The 17,808-nt window shown below is 33.2% G+C and carries 17 protein-coding genes; 15 read left to right on the forward strand and 2 right to left on the reverse strand.

From position 1 onward, the window contains the following. Positions 1-307 precede the first annotated feature (307 nt). From rppH to gltP, 10 genes are all read left to right on the forward strand, one after another. Entirely contained in the window at positions 308-880 is a 573-nt protein-coding gene (rppH, locus tag GQ594_RS00005; protein WP_160400471.1) for an RNA pyrophosphohydrolase, read from the forward strand. Next, entirely contained in the window at positions 877-1,746 is an 870-nt protein-coding gene (lgt, locus tag GQ594_RS00010) for a prolipoprotein diacylglyceryl transferase (protein ID WP_160412231.1), read from the forward strand. Before rppH ends, lgt begins: the two co-directional genes overlap by 4 nt. Continuing rightward, positions 1,743-2,537, forward strand: coding sequence for a thymidylate synthase (gene thyA, locus GQ594_RS00015; protein ID WP_160400473.1), 795 nt, complete (start codon positions 1,743-1,745; stop codon positions 2,535-2,537). Before lgt ends, thyA begins: the two co-directional genes overlap by 4 nt. Before the next feature lie 240 nt (positions 2,538-2,777). After that, complete coding sequence (lpxL, locus tag GQ594_RS00020) at positions 2,778-3,728, forward strand: LpxL/LpxP family Kdo(2)-lipid IV(A) lauroyl/palmitoleoyl acyltransferase (RefSeq protein ID WP_160412233.1); 951 nt, start codon at positions 2,778-2,780, stop codon at positions 3,726-3,728. A gap of 44 nt (positions 3,729-3,772) precedes the next feature. Then, complete coding sequence (rlmM, locus tag GQ594_RS00025) at positions 3,773-4,855, forward strand: 23S rRNA (cytidine(2498)-2'-O)-methyltransferase RlmM (RefSeq protein ID WP_160412234.1); 1,083 nt, start codon at positions 3,773-3,775, stop codon at positions 4,853-4,855. Positions 4,856-4,875: 20 nt separating this feature from the next. Beyond that, positions 4,876-6,720, forward strand: a complete 1,845-nt coding sequence (locus GQ594_RS00030; protein ID WP_160412236.1) for a penicillin-binding protein activator — start codon at positions 4,876-4,878, stop codon at positions 6,718-6,720. After that, positions 6,692-7,057 (forward strand): YraN family protein, encoded by a 366-nt coding sequence (locus GQ594_RS00035; protein WP_160400477.1) that lies wholly within the window; start codon positions 6,692-6,694, stop codon positions 7,055-7,057. Before GQ594_RS00030 ends, GQ594_RS00035 begins: the two co-directional genes overlap by 29 nt. A 15-nt stretch (positions 7,058-7,072) precedes the next feature. Then, positions 7,073-7,651, forward strand: coding sequence for an SIS domain-containing protein (locus tag GQ594_RS00040; protein ID WP_160400478.1), 579 nt, complete (start codon positions 7,073-7,075; stop codon positions 7,649-7,651). Between the two features lie 96 nt (positions 7,652-7,747). Then, positions 7,748-10,444: a DNA topoisomerase (ATP-hydrolyzing) subunit A gene (gene gyrA, locus GQ594_RS00045; protein ID WP_160412238.1), complete on the forward strand. Its 2,697-nt coding sequence runs from the start codon at positions 7,748-7,750 to the stop codon at positions 10,442-10,444. Positions 10,445-10,523: 79 nt separating this feature from the next. Then, positions 10,524-11,846: a glutamate/aspartate:proton symporter GltP gene (gene gltP, locus GQ594_RS00050; protein WP_160400480.1), complete on the forward strand. Its 1,323-nt coding sequence runs from the start codon at positions 10,524-10,526 to the stop codon at positions 11,844-11,846. Between the two features lie 145 nt (positions 11,847-11,991). Here gltP and rpmG read toward each other — a convergent pair whose 3' ends face one another. Together rpmG and rpmB are read right to left on the reverse strand one after the other, a co-directional pair. Then, a complete protein-coding gene (gene rpmG, locus GQ594_RS00055) occupies positions 11,992-12,159 on the reverse strand; it encodes a 50S ribosomal protein L33 (protein WP_034884348.1) in 168 nt (55 codons plus the stop codon). A gap of 15 nt (positions 12,160-12,174) precedes the next feature. After that, on the reverse strand, positions 12,175-12,411 hold the full coding sequence (gene rpmB, locus GQ594_RS00060) for a 50S ribosomal protein L28 (RefSeq protein WP_160412240.1): 237 nt from the start codon (positions 12,409-12,411) through the stop codon (positions 12,175-12,177). A gap of 392 nt (positions 12,412-12,803) precedes the next feature. Here rpmB and aroE point away from each other — a divergent pair, with 392 nt between their 5' ends. From aroE to argA, 5 genes are all read left to right on the forward strand, one after another. Then, positions 12,804-13,634, forward strand: coding sequence for a shikimate dehydrogenase (gene aroE / locus GQ594_RS00065; RefSeq protein WP_160400481.1), 831 nt, complete (start codon positions 12,804-12,806; stop codon positions 13,632-13,634). Positions 13,635-13,797: 163 nt separating this feature from the next. Then, positions 13,798-14,151: an Aca2/YdiL-like domain-containing protein gene (locus GQ594_RS00070; protein WP_160400482.1), complete on the forward strand. Its 354-nt coding sequence runs from the start codon at positions 13,798-13,800 to the stop codon at positions 14,149-14,151. Positions 14,152-14,373: 222 nt separating this feature from the next. Continuing rightward, on the forward strand, positions 14,374-14,880 hold the full coding sequence (gene aroL / locus GQ594_RS00075; protein ID WP_160400483.1) for a shikimate kinase AroL: 507 nt from the start codon (positions 14,374-14,376) through the stop codon (positions 14,878-14,880). A 129-nt stretch (positions 14,881-15,009) separates the two neighbouring features. After that, on the forward strand, positions 15,010-16,209 hold the full coding sequence (locus GQ594_RS00080; RefSeq protein WP_160412242.1) for an MFS transporter: 1,200 nt from the start codon (positions 15,010-15,012) through the stop codon (positions 16,207-16,209). Between the two features lie 232 nt (positions 16,210-16,441). Beyond that, entirely contained in the window at positions 16,442-17,770 is a 1,329-nt protein-coding gene (argA, locus tag GQ594_RS00085; RefSeq protein ID WP_160400485.1) for an amino-acid N-acetyltransferase, read from the forward strand. Positions 17,771-17,808 lie beyond the last annotated feature (38 nt).

Raw genomic sequence — 17,808 nt, forward strand, 5'->3', positions numbered from 1 at the left:
CGAACTCAGAAGTGAAACGCCGTAGTGCCGATGGTAGTGTGGGTATTACCCATGTGAGAGTAGGGTGCCGCCAGACTTTTAAATAGATGAGCCCAGCAGTAATGCTGGGCTTTTTTGCTTTTGGGATTTTTATTTAGAGAAATAACGAAGAAGTAAGCTATGATGATTAATATTATGATAAATATTGATTAGTGTGAAAAATACACAGAAAAGGCGTATTTATTCTATTAGTACTATTTTTTTATTTATTTATTGCTTTATGTATGAAACAATTTAGCTATATAAAAATAAATTTTTGAGGTAGTCAGTGATTGACAATGATGGCTACCGTCCAAATGTAGGAATAGTTATTTGTAACAGGTATGGTCAGGTACTTTGGGCTCGTCGTTATGGGCAAAATTCTTGGCAATTTCCTCAGGGCGGAATAAAACAAAACGAAACGCCTGAGCAGGCAATGTTTCGCGAATTAAACGAAGAAGTAGGTTTATCATCAAAAGATGTAAAAATTTTATCTGTTACTAATGGTTGGTTACGATACAAATTACCGAAAAGAATGATTCGTTGGGAAAATCAACCTGTTTGTATTGGGCAAAAACAAAAGTGGTTCTTATTAGAATTAATATCTGATGTATCTGTAATTAATCTTAATATGTCGTCAACTCCTGAGTTTGATGATTGGAAGTGGGTTAACTATTGGTATCCTATTCGGCAAGTTATTTCTTTTAAAAGAGATGTATATAGGAAAGCAATGAAGGAGTTCTCTTGTATTGTTTTTTCAATTCAAATTGAAATAGATGTACCTATTACCAATATTCCTAAAAAGAAACGATTTAATTTCTTTGCTCATAAACGTAAAAATAAAAAGCGTATAAAAAAATGAATCAATATTTGCAATTTCCTCAAATCGATCCAATAGCTTTTTCTATTGGCCCTATATCGCTCCATTGGTATGGTGCAATGTATTTATTTGGTGTACTTGGAGCCCTTTATTTGGCTAAACGCCGGGCAAATAAACCAAATAGCAAGTGGACATTACAACAGGTTGAAAATTTGTTATTTTGGGGATTTTTAGGCCTTTTTATTGGAGGTAGGTTAGGTTACGTTTTCTTCTATAATTTTGATTCATTTATAAAAGATCCTGTAATTTTATTTAAAGTTTGGGAAGGTGGCATGTCTTTCCATGGAGGCTTGATTGGCTCTATTTTTGTTATTGCTATTTTTGCCAAAAAGACAAAGAAAACTTTTATGCAAGTAGGTGATTTTGTTGCTTCACTCGTTCCAATTGGCTTAATGTTTGGACGACTTGGTAATTTTATTAATGGAGAACTTTGGGGAAGAGTAACTAATTTGCCTATTGGTATGCTATTTCCAACATCATCACATGCCGATTTTATGTTTGTTCAATCTCATCCTGAATGGTTTTCACTTTACTCTCAGCTCAATGGCATTTTGCCACGACATCCTTCACAGCTTTATGAAATGATGTTTGAAGGAATTGTACTATTTATTATTTTGAATATTTTTATCCGAAAACCAAGACCTACTGGCTCAGTATCTGGATTATTTTTGCTTTGTTATGGTTTATTTAGATTTGTTATAGAGTTTTTTAGACAACCAGATGAACAGTTAGGTTTATTTTTAAATGTTATTAGTATGGGGCAAATATTATGTCTGCCAATGATTATTGGTGGTATTTTAATTATTTTGTTTGCGTATAGATTTAATAATAAGGCGAAAATACGATGAAACAATATTTAGCGTTAATGCAAAAAATTTTAGATGAAGGCGTGCCTAAGTCAGATAGAACGGGTACTGGAACGCTATCTATTTTTGGGCATCAAATGAGATTTAATTTACAAGAAGGTTTTCCTCTTGTCACAACTAAAAAATGTCATTTACGTTCAATTATCCATGAGTTACTTTGGTTTCTAAAAGGCGATACTAATATCCAGTATTTAAAAGATAACAAAGTAACAATTTGGGATGAATGGGCTGATGCCAACGGTGACTTAGGGCCTATTTATGGGAAACAATGGCGTACATGGGGGACTACCGATGGTCGTCAAATAGATCAAATTTCACAATTAATTGATCAAATTAAAAATGATCCTGATTCTAGACGTATGATTGTTTCTGCTTGGAATGTTGGAGAATTAGAACAAATGGCATTAGCACCATGCCATGCTTTTTTCCAATTTTATGTTGCAAACGGTAAACTTTCTTGTCAGCTTTATCAGCGTTCTTGTGACGTGTTTTTAGGGCTACCATTTAATATCGCCAGCTATTCATTGTTAGTTCATATGGTTGCACAACAATGTGAACTGGATGTAGGTGATTTTGTGTGGACTGGTGGTGATACACACCTTTATTCTAATCATATAGAACAAGCCCATTTGCAATTAAGTCGTGCACCAAGAGTTTTGCCAAAATTAACTATTAAACGTAAACCTCTAACAATTTTTGATTATAGGTTTGAGGATTTTGAAATTGTTGGTTATGATCCCCATCCCGCAATCAAGGCGCCTGTTGCTGTTTGATTTTTTGTCAAAAAGTTTCAGAAAAATATTTGTCTCAGCATAAAAATAGGTAATTTTGAAAATTGAACATAGCTAATAGTTTTAATTATTAACGATGACTTAACTTAAGTATAATTTGATAACAAATATTACAACTGAATAATGATATGACGCCTTAAGCTTTGTTTATTTTTATGCTCCCGAAAAACAAGATATAGTATATAATAAATAACTGTATTATTAATAATATTTGATCTTAATATGAGTCAAAATCAAGAAATTCGCCCTATTTTTACTAAAAATTTATTATATCCCCGTTATTGGTTAACGTGGCTTGGTATTGGTGTTTTATATTTAATTGTTTTATTGCCATACCCAATTATTTATCAATTGGGAAGAGGGTTAGGATTACTCTCGATGAAGTTAATTGGTAAACGTAAAGAGACAGCGAGACAAAATCTTAAACTCTGTTTCCCTGAAAAAACACAACAAGAACGTGATCAGATGTTACGTGAGAATTTTATTTCTACTGGGTTAGCTATTTTTGAAACTGGTATGGCTTGGTTTTGGTCAGATAAACGTTTAGCGCGTCATACATCTATTATTGGTGATAATTATATAACAAAGGCGCAACAGTCAGGTCAAGGTGTTTTACTTATCGGTATCCATTTTTTAACATTAGAATTAGGCGCACGTATTTTGGGAATGAGTCATCCTGGTGTGGGGGTGTATAGACCGAATGATAATCCTGTTATGGATTATATTCAACTTAAAGGTCGTTTAAAATCAAACAAATATATGTTGGAACGTCATAACACAAAAGGTATGATTCGAGCATTAAAAAATGGTGAATTGCTTTGGTATGCCCCCGATCATGATTATGGTCATAAAAATAGTGTTTTTGCTCCACTATTTTCAGTCGAAAAAGCTGCGACAACAGTAGGTACGCGTATATTAGTTAAGTTAGGTCATCCTGCTATTATCCCATTTACACCTAAACGGGAAAAAAGTGGCCGCTATATTGTTTATATTTCTCCTAGAGTTGAAGGGTTTCCTGTAGAAGATGATGTTTTAGCGGCAACGTTCATGAATAAAATCATTGAACAAGAAATTTTAAAAGCACCTGAACAATATATGTGGTTACATCGTCGATTCAAAACTCGCCCGAAAGGAGATGCCCCTTTATATTCTGATAGTGTACAATCTGATTAATACGGTTTTTTATAATATCAGTTAAAAGAGCAAAAAATTACAATATGCAAAAACTAAATAAAATTATTTTATATTGTCGTCCTGGATTTGAAAAAGAGTGTGCGGCGGAAATTACAGATAGAGCTGCGAAAAAAGAAATATATGGTTTTGCTAAAGTAAAAGAACACAGCAGTTATGTTATTTTTGAATGTTATCAAGATGATGATGCTCAATTACTAATAAAGGATTTGTCTTTTCGGACACTTATTTTTGCACGACAAATGTTTGTTTCTGGTGACTTATTAGTTAATTTACCAACAAATGATCGTATATCTCCTATTACTAATGCATTATCTGGATGTATAGATAAAGCGGGTGATTTACGAGTTGAAGTTGCTGATACTAATGAAGGTAAAGCACTTTCAGGTTTCTGTCGTAAATTTACGGTTCCTCTTCGTCAGGCATTACGAAATAAACGTATTTTATTGAAAATTGAAAATCCTTCTCGTCCTGTTATTCATTTATTTTTTATCAATAATAATAGTTGTTATGTTGGTTATTCATTTAGTCAAAATAATTCCCCTTTTTATATGGGAATTCCACGACTAAAATTCCCTTTTGATGCTCCGAGTCGCTCTACGTTAAAATTAGAAGAAGCTTTTCATATCTTTATCCCTTATGAAGAGTGGGATGAGCGATTAAAAGGCGGGTTGAATGCTGTTGATTTAGGAGCTTGTCCAGGGGGATGGACTTATCAACTAGTAAAAAGAAGTATGATGGTTTATGCCATTGATAATGGATCGATGAATGAAAAATTAATGGAAACTGGTCAAGTCAAACATTATAGAGAAGATGGTTTTAAATTTATTCCTAAAAAGCATAATATTTATTGGTTAGTTTGTGATATGGTTGAAAAACCAACTAAAGTTACCGAATTAATAGCTAAATGGCTAATTAATGGTTGGTGTAGAGAGACTATTTTTAATCTTAAATTACCAATGAAAAAGCGTTATGAAGAAGTAAAACAAAGTTTACAATTACTAAGCAACGAATTAAATAATAAGAAAATTAATGTACAAATTCAGGCTAAACAGCTTTATCATGATCGAGAAGAAGTCACCGTTCATGTACAACGAATTTGGGGATAGAAACTTATAAGGGAATAGGTATGAATCTGAAACGCTCCTTTTGTGTTGTGTTAATAATGTCATTATTTGTATTTTTAGTGGGATGTAGTCTTAAATCAAACAAGTCCCTTGTCTTTGATGATCATCAAAACTCTAACTATTATTTGTCACAAGCGGATAATAGCACTGGTTCTATTAAAGTTAATTGGCAACTATTAGCTATTCGCGCTTTAATAAAAGAAAATAAATTTTCGCAAGCAAACGTATTATTATCAAATTTGCCTCTTAATCTTGATGCTGAACAACAGATAGAGAAGTTATTATCAGAGGGAGAAATTGCTGTAAAAAAGAGAAAAAAGTTTGACCTTAATCAATTTGCTCTCGAAAAATTTACTAATTCACAGTTATACCGTTATTACACTATAAAATTAGGGCTAGATATAAATAGTAAAGATATTAATGCCCAAGCTCATGATTATCTTCAATTAGAAAAATATGTATCAGAAGCTCAAAAAAGACAATTATTAAACAATATATGGAATTTTTTCCATAAATTGAAATCTGATAAACTTGGTAAAATTTTTGTTGATGAAAATGACATAGTATTAAGAGGTTGGGTTGAATTAGCTTATATTTATCAAAATAATACTAAAACACTCGCTTCACAAGATGAAGATACTCCAGAAACAATTGCTGCAAAATCTGAAAATCAAAAAAAATTATTGAATCAAGCTATCAACAGTTGGGCTACGCAATATCCAGATCACCCTGCTAACGATATTATTTCCATATTAACTGGTGGAAAAACACTTTCTGTTGATGCTAATGCAAAAAATGTTGCTTTATTATTACCATTAAACGGTTCTTCTCGTATATTTGGTGAAACTATTCGCCAAGGTTACATCAATGCTATAAATTTTTTCCCACAAGAACCCCAACAAAATGTGATTGTATTGGATACAACCAGTGCGCCTATAGATACTTTAATTCAACAAGCACAGGAACAGAATGTTGACTTAATTGTAGGACCTTTATTAAAAAATGAAGTTGCAAAAATAAAAGAACTAGCGCCACCTATTCCTGTTTTAGCCTTAAATAAGATTGATAACACGGCTGCTTCTGCTAATAAAATGTGTTTTTTTGCTTTATCTCCTGAGGATGAAGCAAAAGATGCTGCAGACCATATTTATTCTCAAAATAAAGTAAAACCACTACTATTAGTCCCCCAAACAGATTTGGGAAGACGAGTTGCACAAAGTTTTGCTGCACAGTGGTCACAATTATCGGCAAATAATTCACAAGCTTATGTACAATATTTTGGCAATACTACAACGTTAAGCGCCAATATGAATCGGAATGTAGGTATTAGCCTTACAGGAAATCCTATTTTGAATAATGAAGGCTTATCAGAGGGAATGTTATCTACTGGGTTTGATGCTATTTATGTTTACTCTTCATATGATGAATTGACATTGATAAAACCAATGCTTGATATGGGCGCAAATAAAACTATTGGCAATTCATCAACTATCATTCTTTATTCAAGTTCAAAAAGTCATGTTGCTAATGCTTCTAAAGATTTTAACTATGATATGAATAAAACTGAATATGCAGAAATTCCTATGATTGTGAATCAAAAGGATAATGTAAATACAAATATACCGAGTAATGTTCAAAAAGATTATTCATTAATGCGTCTATATGCAATGGGAATTGACGCATGGAGACTTGCTAATCGGTTTAACCAGCTTAATTCATATCAACCTAATTTTTTAGATGGAATGACTGGTAAACTATCCTCAACAGAACAATGTGAAGTGACTCGCTCACTCTCTTGGCAACAATATATCTATGGTGATGCTAAATCAGATTCTAAGAGCGAATAAAAAACAAATTGGTGAGCATTATGAAAATATTGCTTGCCAATATCTACTAAAGCAAGGTCTCAAACTTCTTGCTCATAATAGCCAATTTCGCTTTGGTGAGCTTGATTTAATTATGTTAGATAATGATTGTATTGTTTTTATTGAAGTACGTTATCGAAAAAATGCGAATTTTGGTGATGCCGAAATGACCGTAACATTAAATAAACAAAATAAGATAAAACAGGCTGCTCAGCTATGGATGATAGAGCAAAATTTAAACATTGAAGATACAGAGTTTAGATTTGATGTTTTTGCTATTACAGGTAAAAGGCAAAAGTGGATTATCAATGCATTTTAATTTTTAGGTGAAAACGTGCAAGATTTAATTAAAAACTATTTTACTGAAAGTATTCAGACTCAAATCGTGATGGCAGAATCACTTGGTTATTCTATCGAAAAGGCCGCAAATATCATTGTCGAGAGTTTGCTTAATGGCAATAAGATTGTGAGTTGTGGTAATGGCTCATCGGCGGCCAATGTACAAAGCTTTACTTCACGTTTAATCACTAGTATTAACATCGAAAGACCAAGTATTCCAGCAATAGCTTTAGTATCGGACAATGTTTTATTAAGTGCGATAGCCAATCATGAAGAAGTTTATGCTCGTCAAATTCAAGCATTAGGGCAACAAAGCGATGTTTTAATTATAGCTACGTGTCAAGGAAATAGTCGCTCGATCATTCGAGCCGTCCAAGAAGCAGTAATTAAAGATATGAAAATTGTTGCATTAACAGCTTTTGATGGTGGTGAAGTAATTGGTTTATTAGGTCAAAATGATATTGAAATTAGAATCCCATCTTATAAAAAAGTGATGGCTTATGAAATGCATGCCATGATTTTAAATTGTCTATGCCAATTAATTGAAAATACATTGTTTATCCATAATGAATAAGTTGAAATAAAAGTAGTTTAGTTCTGCATTAATAGCTATTTTATGCTACAATTATGAACTGTTTGATGATTTAAATTAATAAGAGAACATGGTGTTATGACCGAACTAGCCAAAGAAATAACTCCCGTTAATATTGAAGATGAACTAAAGTCTTCATATCTTGATTATGCAATGTCAGTCATTGTAGGTCGAGCATTACCTGATGTGCGAGATGGTTTAAAGCCTGTGCATAGGCGTGTTTTATTTGCAATGCATGAAGCAGGGTATGATTGGAATAAACCTTATCGAAAATCGGCACGTGTTGTTGGGGATGTAATTGGTAAATACCATCCGCATGGTGATTCTGCTGTTTATGACACAATTGTGCGTATGGCTCAACCATTTTCATTGCGTTATATGCTAGTTGATGGGCAAGGTAATTTTGGCTCTGTTGATGGTGACTCGGCAGCCGCAATGCGGTATACCGAAATTCGGATGCAAAAATTTGCAGGAGCATTGCTTACAGATCTTGATAAACAAACTGTTGACTTTTCGCCAAACTATGATGGATCTGAAATGATTCCTGATGTGTTACCAACGCGAATTCCTAACTTATTGATCAATGGTTCATCAGGAATTGCTGTTGGTATGGCAACTAACATTCCTCCTCATAATCTATCTGAAGTTATTAATGGTTGTTTGGCCTTCATTGCAGATGAAAATATCTCGATTGATGGTTTAATGGAATATATTCACGGTCCAGATTTTCCAACAGCAGCATTAATCAATGGTAGAAAGGGCATCGAAAATGCTTATCGCACTGGTCGTGGTATTATCTATATTCGATCTAGAGCAACAATTGAAGTTGACGATCATAGTGGTCGTGAAACGATTATCGTTAACGAAATTCCATATCAAGTTAATAAGAAAAAATTAATCGAAAAAATTGCTGAATTAGTTAAAGATAAAAAAGTGGAAGGTATTTCAGCATTACGTGATGAATCTGATAAAGATGGTATGCGTATTGTTATTGAAATAAAACGCGATGCGGTTGGTGAAGTTGTTTTAAATAACCTTTTTTCTTTAACTCAATTACAAGTTTCATTTGGCATTAATATGGTGGCTTTGCATAAAGGTCAACCTAAACTGTTAAATTTGCGTGAGATGATTGAAGCATTTGTTCTTCATCGCCGTGAAGTAGTAACTCGTCGAACTATTTATGAACTACGCAAAGCACGCGAACGTGCTCATGTATTAGAAGGTTTGGCAATTGCACTAGCTAATATCGATCCTATCATTGAACTAATTCGTGCTGCAGCAACGCCTAGTGAAGCAAAAACTAAATTATTGAGTCAAGCTTGGCAACTTGGGAATGTTGCAGCTATGTTAGAAAAAGCAGGTAATGATGCAGCTAGACCAGAAGATTTAGCGCCAGAGTTTGGTATTCATGATGGACATTATTATTTATCAGAAGCACAAGCTCAAGCGATTTTAGATCTTCGCTTACACCGCTTAACGGGCCTTGAACATGAAAAAATTCTTGATGAATACAAAGAGTTGTTAGTTCAAATTGGTGAGTTATTGCATATTTTGGCAAGTTCAGAGCGTTTAATGGAAGTGATTCGTGAAGAGCTTGAGGTTGTTCGAGACCAATTCCAAGATGCTAGACGAACAGAAATTACCGCAAGCAGTGCAGATATTAATATTGAAGACCTTATTGCTCAAGAAGATGTGGTGGTTACTCTTTCTCATCAAGGTTATGTAAAATATCAGCCTCTTTCTGATTACGAAGCTCAACGTCGTGGTGGCAAAGGTAAATCTGCAACTAAAATTAAAGAAGAAGATTTTGTTGAAAAATTATTAGTGGCTAATACTCACGATACGATTCTTTGTTTTTCAAGCCGGGGTCGATTATATTGGATGAAAGTTTATCAATTACCTGAAGCTAGTCGTGGCTCTCGTGGTCGTCCAATAATAAATTTATTACCACTAGAAGAAAACGAACGTATTACTGCAATTTTACCAGTTCGAGAATTTGATGATGAACATTGTGTATTTATGGCAACAGCACAAGGTACAGTTAAGAAAACATCTTTAATTGAATTTAGTCGTCCACGAAGTGGTGGCATTATTGCGATTAATTTGCGTGATGATGATGAATTAATTGGCGTTGACTTAACCAGTAATGATCCTTCCGCTATGACTGATGATGAAGAAATGAATGATGATATCGTCATCGAAGACATTGATGTTGAAGATGCTGAAGTTGCGCAATGTTCAACGACTGAAGATATTATGTTATTCTCAGCAAATGGTAAAGTTGTTCGATTCCCAGCTAATAAAGTTCGTTGCATGGGACGAACTGCTGCGGGTGTTCGAGGTATAAGGCTTGATAGTGATGACAAAGTGGTATCTCTGATAGTACCTCGTGGAAACGGTGCAATATTAACAGCAACCCAAAATGGTTATGGTAAACGTACACAGCAAGAATTATATCCAACAAAATCACGAGCAACTAAAGGTGTTATTTCTATTAAAGTAAGTGAGCGTAATGGTGCTGTGGTTGGTGCGGTTCAGGTTGATGAAACGGATCAAATCATGTTAATTACAGATGCAGGAACGCTTGTTCGCACTCGAGTTTCAGAAGTAAGTATTGTCGGTCGTAATACTCAAGGCGTTATGCTTATTCGTACAGCAGAAACAGAAAAGGTTGTGGGATTACAGCGAATAGCTGAAACAGAGGATGATAGTGAATCCGATTTATTACCTCATAGTGAAGAGCGGAGTGATTTAGAACAAGGATCCGAAGAATAATTTTTAATTATAAAAAAGGATTAGTGATATTAACTAATCCTTTTTTATTTAGAATAACCTCGAAAAGGAATAGTATTAGATGGCATTTTTTACAAAAAAAATTTTAACAAATCTTGCATGGCAGATTTTAATTGCTTTGGTTTTAGGTGTTGCGATGGGAGCTTATTTATTTGAGCTTTCTGTTCCATCTCATCCATTACATTCTTATTATCAATTTTCGATAGTTAATATTTTTCAGCCTGCAGGCGATATTTTTATTCGTTTAATTAAAATGATTGTATTACCTATCATACTCAGTACATTAACGTTAGGTATTGCAGGTATTGGCGGTTCGAAAAGATTGGGAACTTTAGGTTTTAAAACAATACTTTATTTTGAGATTATTACCACTATTGCTATTTTATTAGGCCTTTGCTGGGGAAATATTTTTTCACCAGGATCGGGTATTGATTCATCTACACTTGCAACAACTGATGTGAGTAAATATGCAAAAGCAGCAGAAGAATTAAGCGGAAAACCACATGGTTTGATTGTTATGATTCTCGATATGATTCCTGCAAATATTTTTAAAGCTATGACGGATGGTGCTGTTTTACCAGTTATCTTTTTCTGTGTCTTTTTTGGTTTAGGATTAATGTCTTTACCTGACAAACAGCGTGAACCGTTTCTTTTCTTTTTAAAAGTAATTTCAGATACCATGTTTAAAGTAACCAATATGATAATGCGTTATGCACCAATTGGTGTATTTGCACTTATCACTGTAACTGTTGCTAAATATGGTTTTGAATCTTTATTGCCTTTATTTAAATTAATTTTGACTGTATATTCGGCAATGATCATTTTCACGTTAGTGGTACTTGGTCTGGTTTGCAAACTTTGTCGCTTCAATATTTTTACATTGCTAAGAATCTTAAAAGAGGAGCTAGTCATTGCATTTTCAACGGCAAGTTCAGAAACAGCGCTACCGAAGATTATTGAAAAGATGGAAGCTTATGGTGCTCCAAAATCAATAACTAGCTTTGTGATTCCAACGGGATATTCATTTAATCTTGATGGTTCGACACTTTATCAAAGTATAACTGTTATCTTTTTAGCTCAACTTTTTAAAATTGATCTCACAATTTTGGATCAAATTATTATTGTTATTACATTGATGATTGCTTCTAAAGGTATCGCAGGTGTTCCTGGTGCATCGATTTTAGTTCTATCGGCAACACTTGGTAGTGTTGGCATTCCTCTTGAAGGTATTGGTTATATTATGGGGGTTGAACGAATTTTAGATATGGGAAGAACTGTAGTTAATGTAGTAGGTAATGCATTAGCTGCAATAGTTATTGCTCGTTGGGAACATGTTTTTGATGATAATAAAGCAAGAGCTTATGAACAGCAATATTTAAAATAAAATCATTATTTGTTTACTAAAGCTTCAGCTAAAAACTGAAGCTTTTTTATTGCTTAAATAGTTATTGTGGCAAGCAATTAATAATATTCATATTAAAAAAACATAAAAAAACCCAGCATAGCTGGGCTTTTTTATTTATTTAAAACTATTTGATTTTAGCTTCTTTATAAACTACATGCTGACGAACTACAGGATCGTATTTTTTGATCTCCATTTTTTCAGGCATAGTTCTTTTGTTTTTGCTAGTGGTATAAAAATGACCTGTACCAGCAGAAGAAACTAATCTAATTTTTTCGCGTACACCTTTTGCCATGATATGGTTTCCTTATTAGTACTTTTCATCACGGGCACGAAGTTCAGCTAAAACTGCATCAATACCCTTTTTATCGATAGTACGCATACCTTTAGCAGATACACGTAGTTTTACAAAACGCTTTTCACTCTCAATCCAGAAACGGTGAGTTTGAAGGTTTGGTAGAAAACGACGTTTAGTAGCATTCATCGCATGAGAACGATTATTTCCTACTAAAGGACCTTTTCCTGTTACTTGGCATACTCGTGACATGTCAATAATTCTCCGAAATTTCTATGCTTAAGCCCTGGGCGTAATATGTTAATGGAATTAACCTCGTCAGGCTTTTAGTTTACTGCAGTTCTATCTGAGAAGCAGTTTACCTCTCACATTACACCCACAATAATGAGGTAGCGAAGTATACGCTGTTATACGAAAATTCTCAAGCATTATCTTATTTAAGCATAAAATAATTTTATTGCTCAAATGAATATTAACAAATAGATAACATTTATTTTATTTTGTTATTATTAAAACAATTACTTTCTAATTTAAATTATTTTGATTAAATACAAAAACGGTTTAATTTTATAATAAATATGTTTTAATACTAAATTATAGATTTTACCTATTAAATTTTATTTTTTAATTTTCATGGAGGTTATATGAGCCAATTTACGCCATACAGTATATACGGCATTATCGGTTATCCTTTAGGACATAGTATGAGCCCTCTCATTCATACTACTTCATTCCAAGACTATGGCATTCCTGCTGTTTTAGTTCCTTTTGCTACACCTCCACAAGAGATTGCAACTCTATTTAAATCGGTAAGATTATTAAATATTCGAGGTTTATGTGTCACTATTCCGCATAAGCAAACGATTATTCCTTATTTAGATGAAGTGACAGAGCATGTAAAAAAAGCGGGAGCTGCTAATTTAGTGTATTGGCGTGGTGATAAGCTCTGTGGTGACAATACAGATATTGTTGGATTTATGGAACCACTTAAAAACAAAAAACTACCTGCAGAATATAACAAAGTGTTATTACTTGGTGCAGGCGGTGCTGCACGTGCAGCCGTTGTTGGCTTACAGGATCTTGGTTATACCAATATTACAGTAACTGATATTGTGGATGAGTCAGCTCAAATACTAGCTAATGAATTCAACTTAAAAATAATTAAATGGGAAGACCGCAGTGAGGTTGAAGCTCAAATCATAATTAACTCAACACCACTAGGCATGACGGGGAAATTTGAAGATCAAACTCCTTACGACCAAGCTTGGTTTAAAGGAAAAGGAGTAGCTTATGATATCGTTTATACTCCATACAATACACGTTTTAGACAAGAAGCGGAGCAAGCAGGTTGGGAATCTATTTCTGGACGTGAAATGTTTATAGGTCAAGCCAATGCTCAATTTAAAATTTGGACTGGAAAGGATCTTTCTGAGCGTGCAAAACAGGCTGTAATTGATGCTTTAACTAAAAAATAATTACCACAATGGCAACAACTGTGGCTAGTTAAATTAGAATTAGTTATTTTCGGTTATTTGGATAATTTATTTTGTGATTATTAAATTTGAGTTTTATTCAATTGAACTAAAAAACTAACAATATTAACAGAATAACCAATGAGAATTACAATAAGGAATATTTATGACTAACTTAGAATTACAAGCGTACCGTCGTTTTTTCATGTTAAAAGTATCAGAAGCCAGTAAATATATTGGAAAAACAGATATTGATACTTGGCATGATTGGGAAAACGGCACTAAATCTATTCCGGAGTTTGTTGCAACAGCAATGCAAGAGCTAAAAAAGCTTCGAATCGAAAAGATAAATATTATCATCAATAGTATCAATGATCGTGTTGGTAGCAATACTATTCGTTATTTTATGACATACGAAGAATTCAAAAAGGTAAATACTGATCTTGATATTATTCAGTGGCGATTACATCAATCGATTGCGACAGAGCTTTATTTTCGTGGTTTAGAAAAGCTCTGCTAATTGACATTACCAACAAAGTTTTAATTTTACTGTTATTTAGGATTTTCTATAATTTAATGTAAATAAATATTTACGATAATATTTTTATATGTTTTATTACATTTTTATAAAAAATTTTATTTTTCAACAAATTAAATAATGTATGAAAAATATATTGCAAAAAAAAGAACAAATCACTAGCATGGTTAACATATTCTGTAAATCAGAAAGGACACCTCTAATATGAATAAAACAATTTTTTTGGTTGGTGCAAGGGCTGCAGGTAAAACAACGATGGGAAAAATGTTAGCTAATAAGTTATCGTTTTCTTTTATTGATACTGACAAGCACTTACTTGAAACAACTCAAAAAACAGTAGCCGAAATTGTTGAAAAAGAAGGTTGGGAAGGATTTAGGGCAAGAGAAAGCCAAGTGCTTGTTGACACAACTAAACCCAATTGTGTTATTGCAACTGGTGGCGGAATGGTATTAGCTGAGCATAACCGTAAATTTATGAAACAAAATGGTACAGTTATCTTTTTATCGGCACCTGTTGCGACCTTAGCGGCACGTTTAATGAAAGACCCTAATGTTGCTCAACGCCCCTCACTAACAGGCTTGTCAATTATTGATGAGATGGAAAAAGTATTGGCTGAAAGACTACCTTTGTATCATGATGCTGCTCACCATGTAGTCAATGTTGACCAAGATGAAAGTCTGATTCTTTCTCAAATTCTTGAAATAATTTAAGTTTAATTTGATTTTTTTATAAAACGCCACTGAAAAAGTGGTATTTTTTGACACTAGAAAACAATTTAATATTGTTACTTATATTTTTAATAAAACAAAGTATTATGTTTTACATATGGAGTAAGACAAATGGATAATCGAAAGGTCAATCGTTATAGGATTGTTGGTTCTATTTATGCAAACTATATTATTCAAAGTATTGCGTTAATTGTAATTATGCAATTTTCTTTGGCACTTACAAAGCAATTAAATACCGATATAATAGGGCTTGGTTATGTAGCATCGGGTATCGGAATAGGTAAAATATGTTTAATGTTTTTTGGCGGAGTTTTATCGGATAAATTCGGGAGAAAGTTATTTATTTATCTAGGTATGACCTGTTATGCAATTTTCTTTGTGGGGATGACCTTTTGTACTGATATTAATATTGCCTTCTGTCTAGCAATTGCTGTTGGGGCTGGTAACTCTTTTTTAGATACAGGGTCAATGCCAGCTTTGACTGAGTGCTTTCCTAGCTCTGCAAGTTCAGCAAGCGTGCTTATCAAAGCTTCTATCTCTATCGGTACACTAATACTTCCTTTTATTGTTGCTTTCTTTTATACAAACGAGATATGGTATGGTTGGGCATTTCTTGGCTTCACTGCTTATTTAGCCATTAATGGTTTACTATTATTACCACAAAAATTCCCTTATAAAGATACGGTAATTAGAGGTAATAAAAGTTTTGGTAACTATTTCAAAGATAAACCTCGATTTGAATTAGAAGGAATTTTACTGATTATTATGGGGTTTACCACAACAGCAACATTTGTCATTATTTTACAGTGGCTCCCTATGATAGCGATGACAGGCGCTAGTATGAGTATGAGTTACGCTGGAAAATTGATTAGTTACTATAGTGCCGCATCGATCATATCGGTATTTATTACAGCCTTTGTTGTTAAACATCTCTTAAAACCGATAATTTGTATCATCATATTTCCTGCTTTTTCTGCACTAGTGTTAATTATTTTTTATTTCAATATATCGCCCTCAATGTGTTTTGTTGCGGCAATTGGAATGGGGCTTTTTGCAGCAGGTGGAGTATTACAATTAACATTAGTTGTCATGCAACAAATGTTTCCAACTCGCAAAGGACTTGCAGTTGGTTGCATGTATACATTAAGTGGATTATCCTTTTTTGTGATTCCACAGATTGTACCTAAACTAGCAATCATAGATGTTAGTTACGCTATTTTATTTGATTTTTTTATTGCTTTATCAAGTGTCATTTTAGGTTCAATTGTTTTTTACCGTTTTAAAAAGGTAATTGATTTAACAAAAATATAATAACGCTTTAATATTAAAGAGTATGTTAAAAAACATGCTCTTTTTTTATTATGTTTTCTAACTTTTTTAAACCAATTATTTTAATTAAATTGTTATCACTATTAAGTTTTTGCTATTAACAAATATTGGATATTAAGATTATTGATATTTTAAAAAAAGCTTGCCATAAAGCTTAAAATGAATAAAAATACGAAATTAATGAATTAATATTCAACTCAAGGTGTTTGTGAAAATGAAAGAGCGTACAACTGAGTTAGTTGATGGTTTAAGACATTCTGTTCCTTATATTAATGCACATCACGGTAAAATATTTGTAATTTTACTTACGGGTGCTGTTTTAAAAAGTAATAATTATTCAAATATTATTAGTGATATCGGTTTACTGTATAGTCTTGGCATTAAACTTGTTATTGTCAATGGCGCTCGTAATCAAATCGACGAGTCTTTAAAAAATCATAATATTACTCCTAGGTACCATAAAAGCACTCGTATTACTGATGCAACAACACTTGATATAATTAAACAAGTGACAGGATCATTACAGCTTAATATTACTGCAAGTTTATCAATGTGCTTAAATAACACCCCATTACAAGGTGCTCATATTAGTGTAGTCAGCGGTAATTTTGTTATAGCACAACCTTTAGGGGTTGATGATGGTATTGATTACTGTCATACAGGAAAAATCCGCCGTATAAACAATGAAGCAATAGCAGAGCAGCTAGATCGTGGTTCGATTGTATTATTAGGCCCTGTTGGTGTTTCTGTAACTGGTGAAAGTTTTAATTTAATATCAGAAGATGTTGCCGCTGAAGTTGCTATTCGCTTAAAAGCCGATAAATTAATTGGCTTTTGTGCTGAACAGGGGGTTTTAGATGAACATGGTTGTGTTATTACCGATCTTTATCCGGTAGATGCTGATAATTATGTAAAACAAAAAGAGCAACAAGGTAAACATTTATCTAGTGAAGTACGTTTTTTACGTGCAGCATCAAAAGTATGCCGCTACGGTGTAAGGCGAAGTCATTTAGTAAGTTATTTAGTTGATGGTTCGTTATTACAAGAACTCTTTTCACGAGATGGTATTGGTACGCAAGTAGCAATGGAACATTCTGAACAAATTCGTTCTGCGACGATTAATGACATCGGGGGAATTTTAGAACTTATTCGCCCACTTGAAGAACAAGGTATTTTAGTAAAACGCTCGCGCGAACAATTAGAAATAGAAATTGATAAATTTACCATTATTGAACGTGATAACATGACAATCGGTTGTGCCGCTCTTTACCCTTATTCAGAAGAACAAATGGGTGAAATAGCCTGCGTAGCTATTCATCCTGAATATCGCAACTCATCTCGAGGTGATGTGCTTATTGACAAATTAACTGAAAGAGCAAAAGCACTCGGGCTTAAAAAAATATTTGTTTTAACAACACGAAGTATTCATTGGTTTAGAGAAAAAGGCTTTAATCCCGCTGAAGTCAAAGACTTACCAATTAAAAAAAAGCAACTTTACAATTATCAACGGAATTCAAAAATTTTAATGCTTGATAGTCTTTGATTTAAATTTAAGTCAGGCTAGTTAATATTAAATTTCTA

It is taken from the genome of Gilliamella sp. Pra-s52 (assembly GCF_009795805.1).
Lineage (GTDB): Bacteria > Pseudomonadota > Gammaproteobacteria > Enterobacterales > Orbaceae > Gilliamella.

Excerpts from the sequence above, each read along its gene's own strand:
- lgt (WP_160412231.1), top strand. The coding sequence starts at position 877 with ATGAATCAATATTTGCAATTTCCTCAAATCGATCCAATAGCTTTTTCT.
- thyA (WP_160400473.1), top strand. The coding sequence starts at position 1,743 with ATGAAACAATATTTAGCGTTAATGCAAAAAATTTTAGATGAAGGCGTG.
- lpxL (WP_160412233.1), top strand. The coding sequence starts at position 2,778 with ATGAGTCAAAATCAAGAAATTCGCCCTATTTTTACTAAAAATTTATTA.
- rlmM (WP_160412234.1), top strand. The coding sequence starts at position 3,773 with ATGCAAAAACTAAATAAAATTATTTTATATTGTCGTCCTGGATTTGAA.
- GQ594_RS00030 (WP_160412236.1), top strand. The coding sequence starts at position 4,876 with ATGAATCTGAAACGCTCCTTTTGTGTTGTGTTAATAATGTCATTATTT.
- GQ594_RS00035 (WP_160400477.1), top strand. The coding sequence starts at position 6,692 with ATGCTAAATCAGATTCTAAGAGCGAATAAAAAACAAATTGGTGAGCAT.
- gyrA (WP_160412238.1), top strand. The coding sequence starts at position 7,748 with ATGACCGAACTAGCCAAAGAAATAACTCCCGTTAATATTGAAGATGAA.
- gltP (WP_160400480.1), top strand. The coding sequence starts at position 10,524 with ATGGCATTTTTTACAAAAAAAATTTTAACAAATCTTGCATGGCAGATT.
- rpmG (WP_034884348.1), bottom strand. The coding sequence starts at position 12,159 with ATGGCAAAAGGTGTACGCGAAAAAATTAGATTAGTTTCTTCTGCTGGT.
- rpmB (WP_160412240.1), bottom strand. The coding sequence starts at position 12,411 with ATGTCACGAGTATGCCAAGTAACAGGAAAAGGTCCTTTAGTAGGAAAT.
- aroE (WP_160400481.1), top strand. The coding sequence starts at position 12,804 with ATGAGCCAATTTACGCCATACAGTATATACGGCATTATCGGTTATCCT.
- GQ594_RS00070 (WP_160400482.1), top strand. The coding sequence starts at position 13,798 with ATGACTAACTTAGAATTACAAGCGTACCGTCGTTTTTTCATGTTAAAA.
- aroL (WP_160400483.1), top strand. The coding sequence starts at position 14,374 with ATGAATAAAACAATTTTTTTGGTTGGTGCAAGGGCTGCAGGTAAAACA.
- GQ594_RS00080 (WP_160412242.1), top strand. The coding sequence starts at position 15,010 with ATGGATAATCGAAAGGTCAATCGTTATAGGATTGTTGGTTCTATTTAT.
- argA (WP_160400485.1), top strand. The coding sequence starts at position 16,442 with ATGAAAGAGCGTACAACTGAGTTAGTTGATGGTTTAAGACATTCTGTT.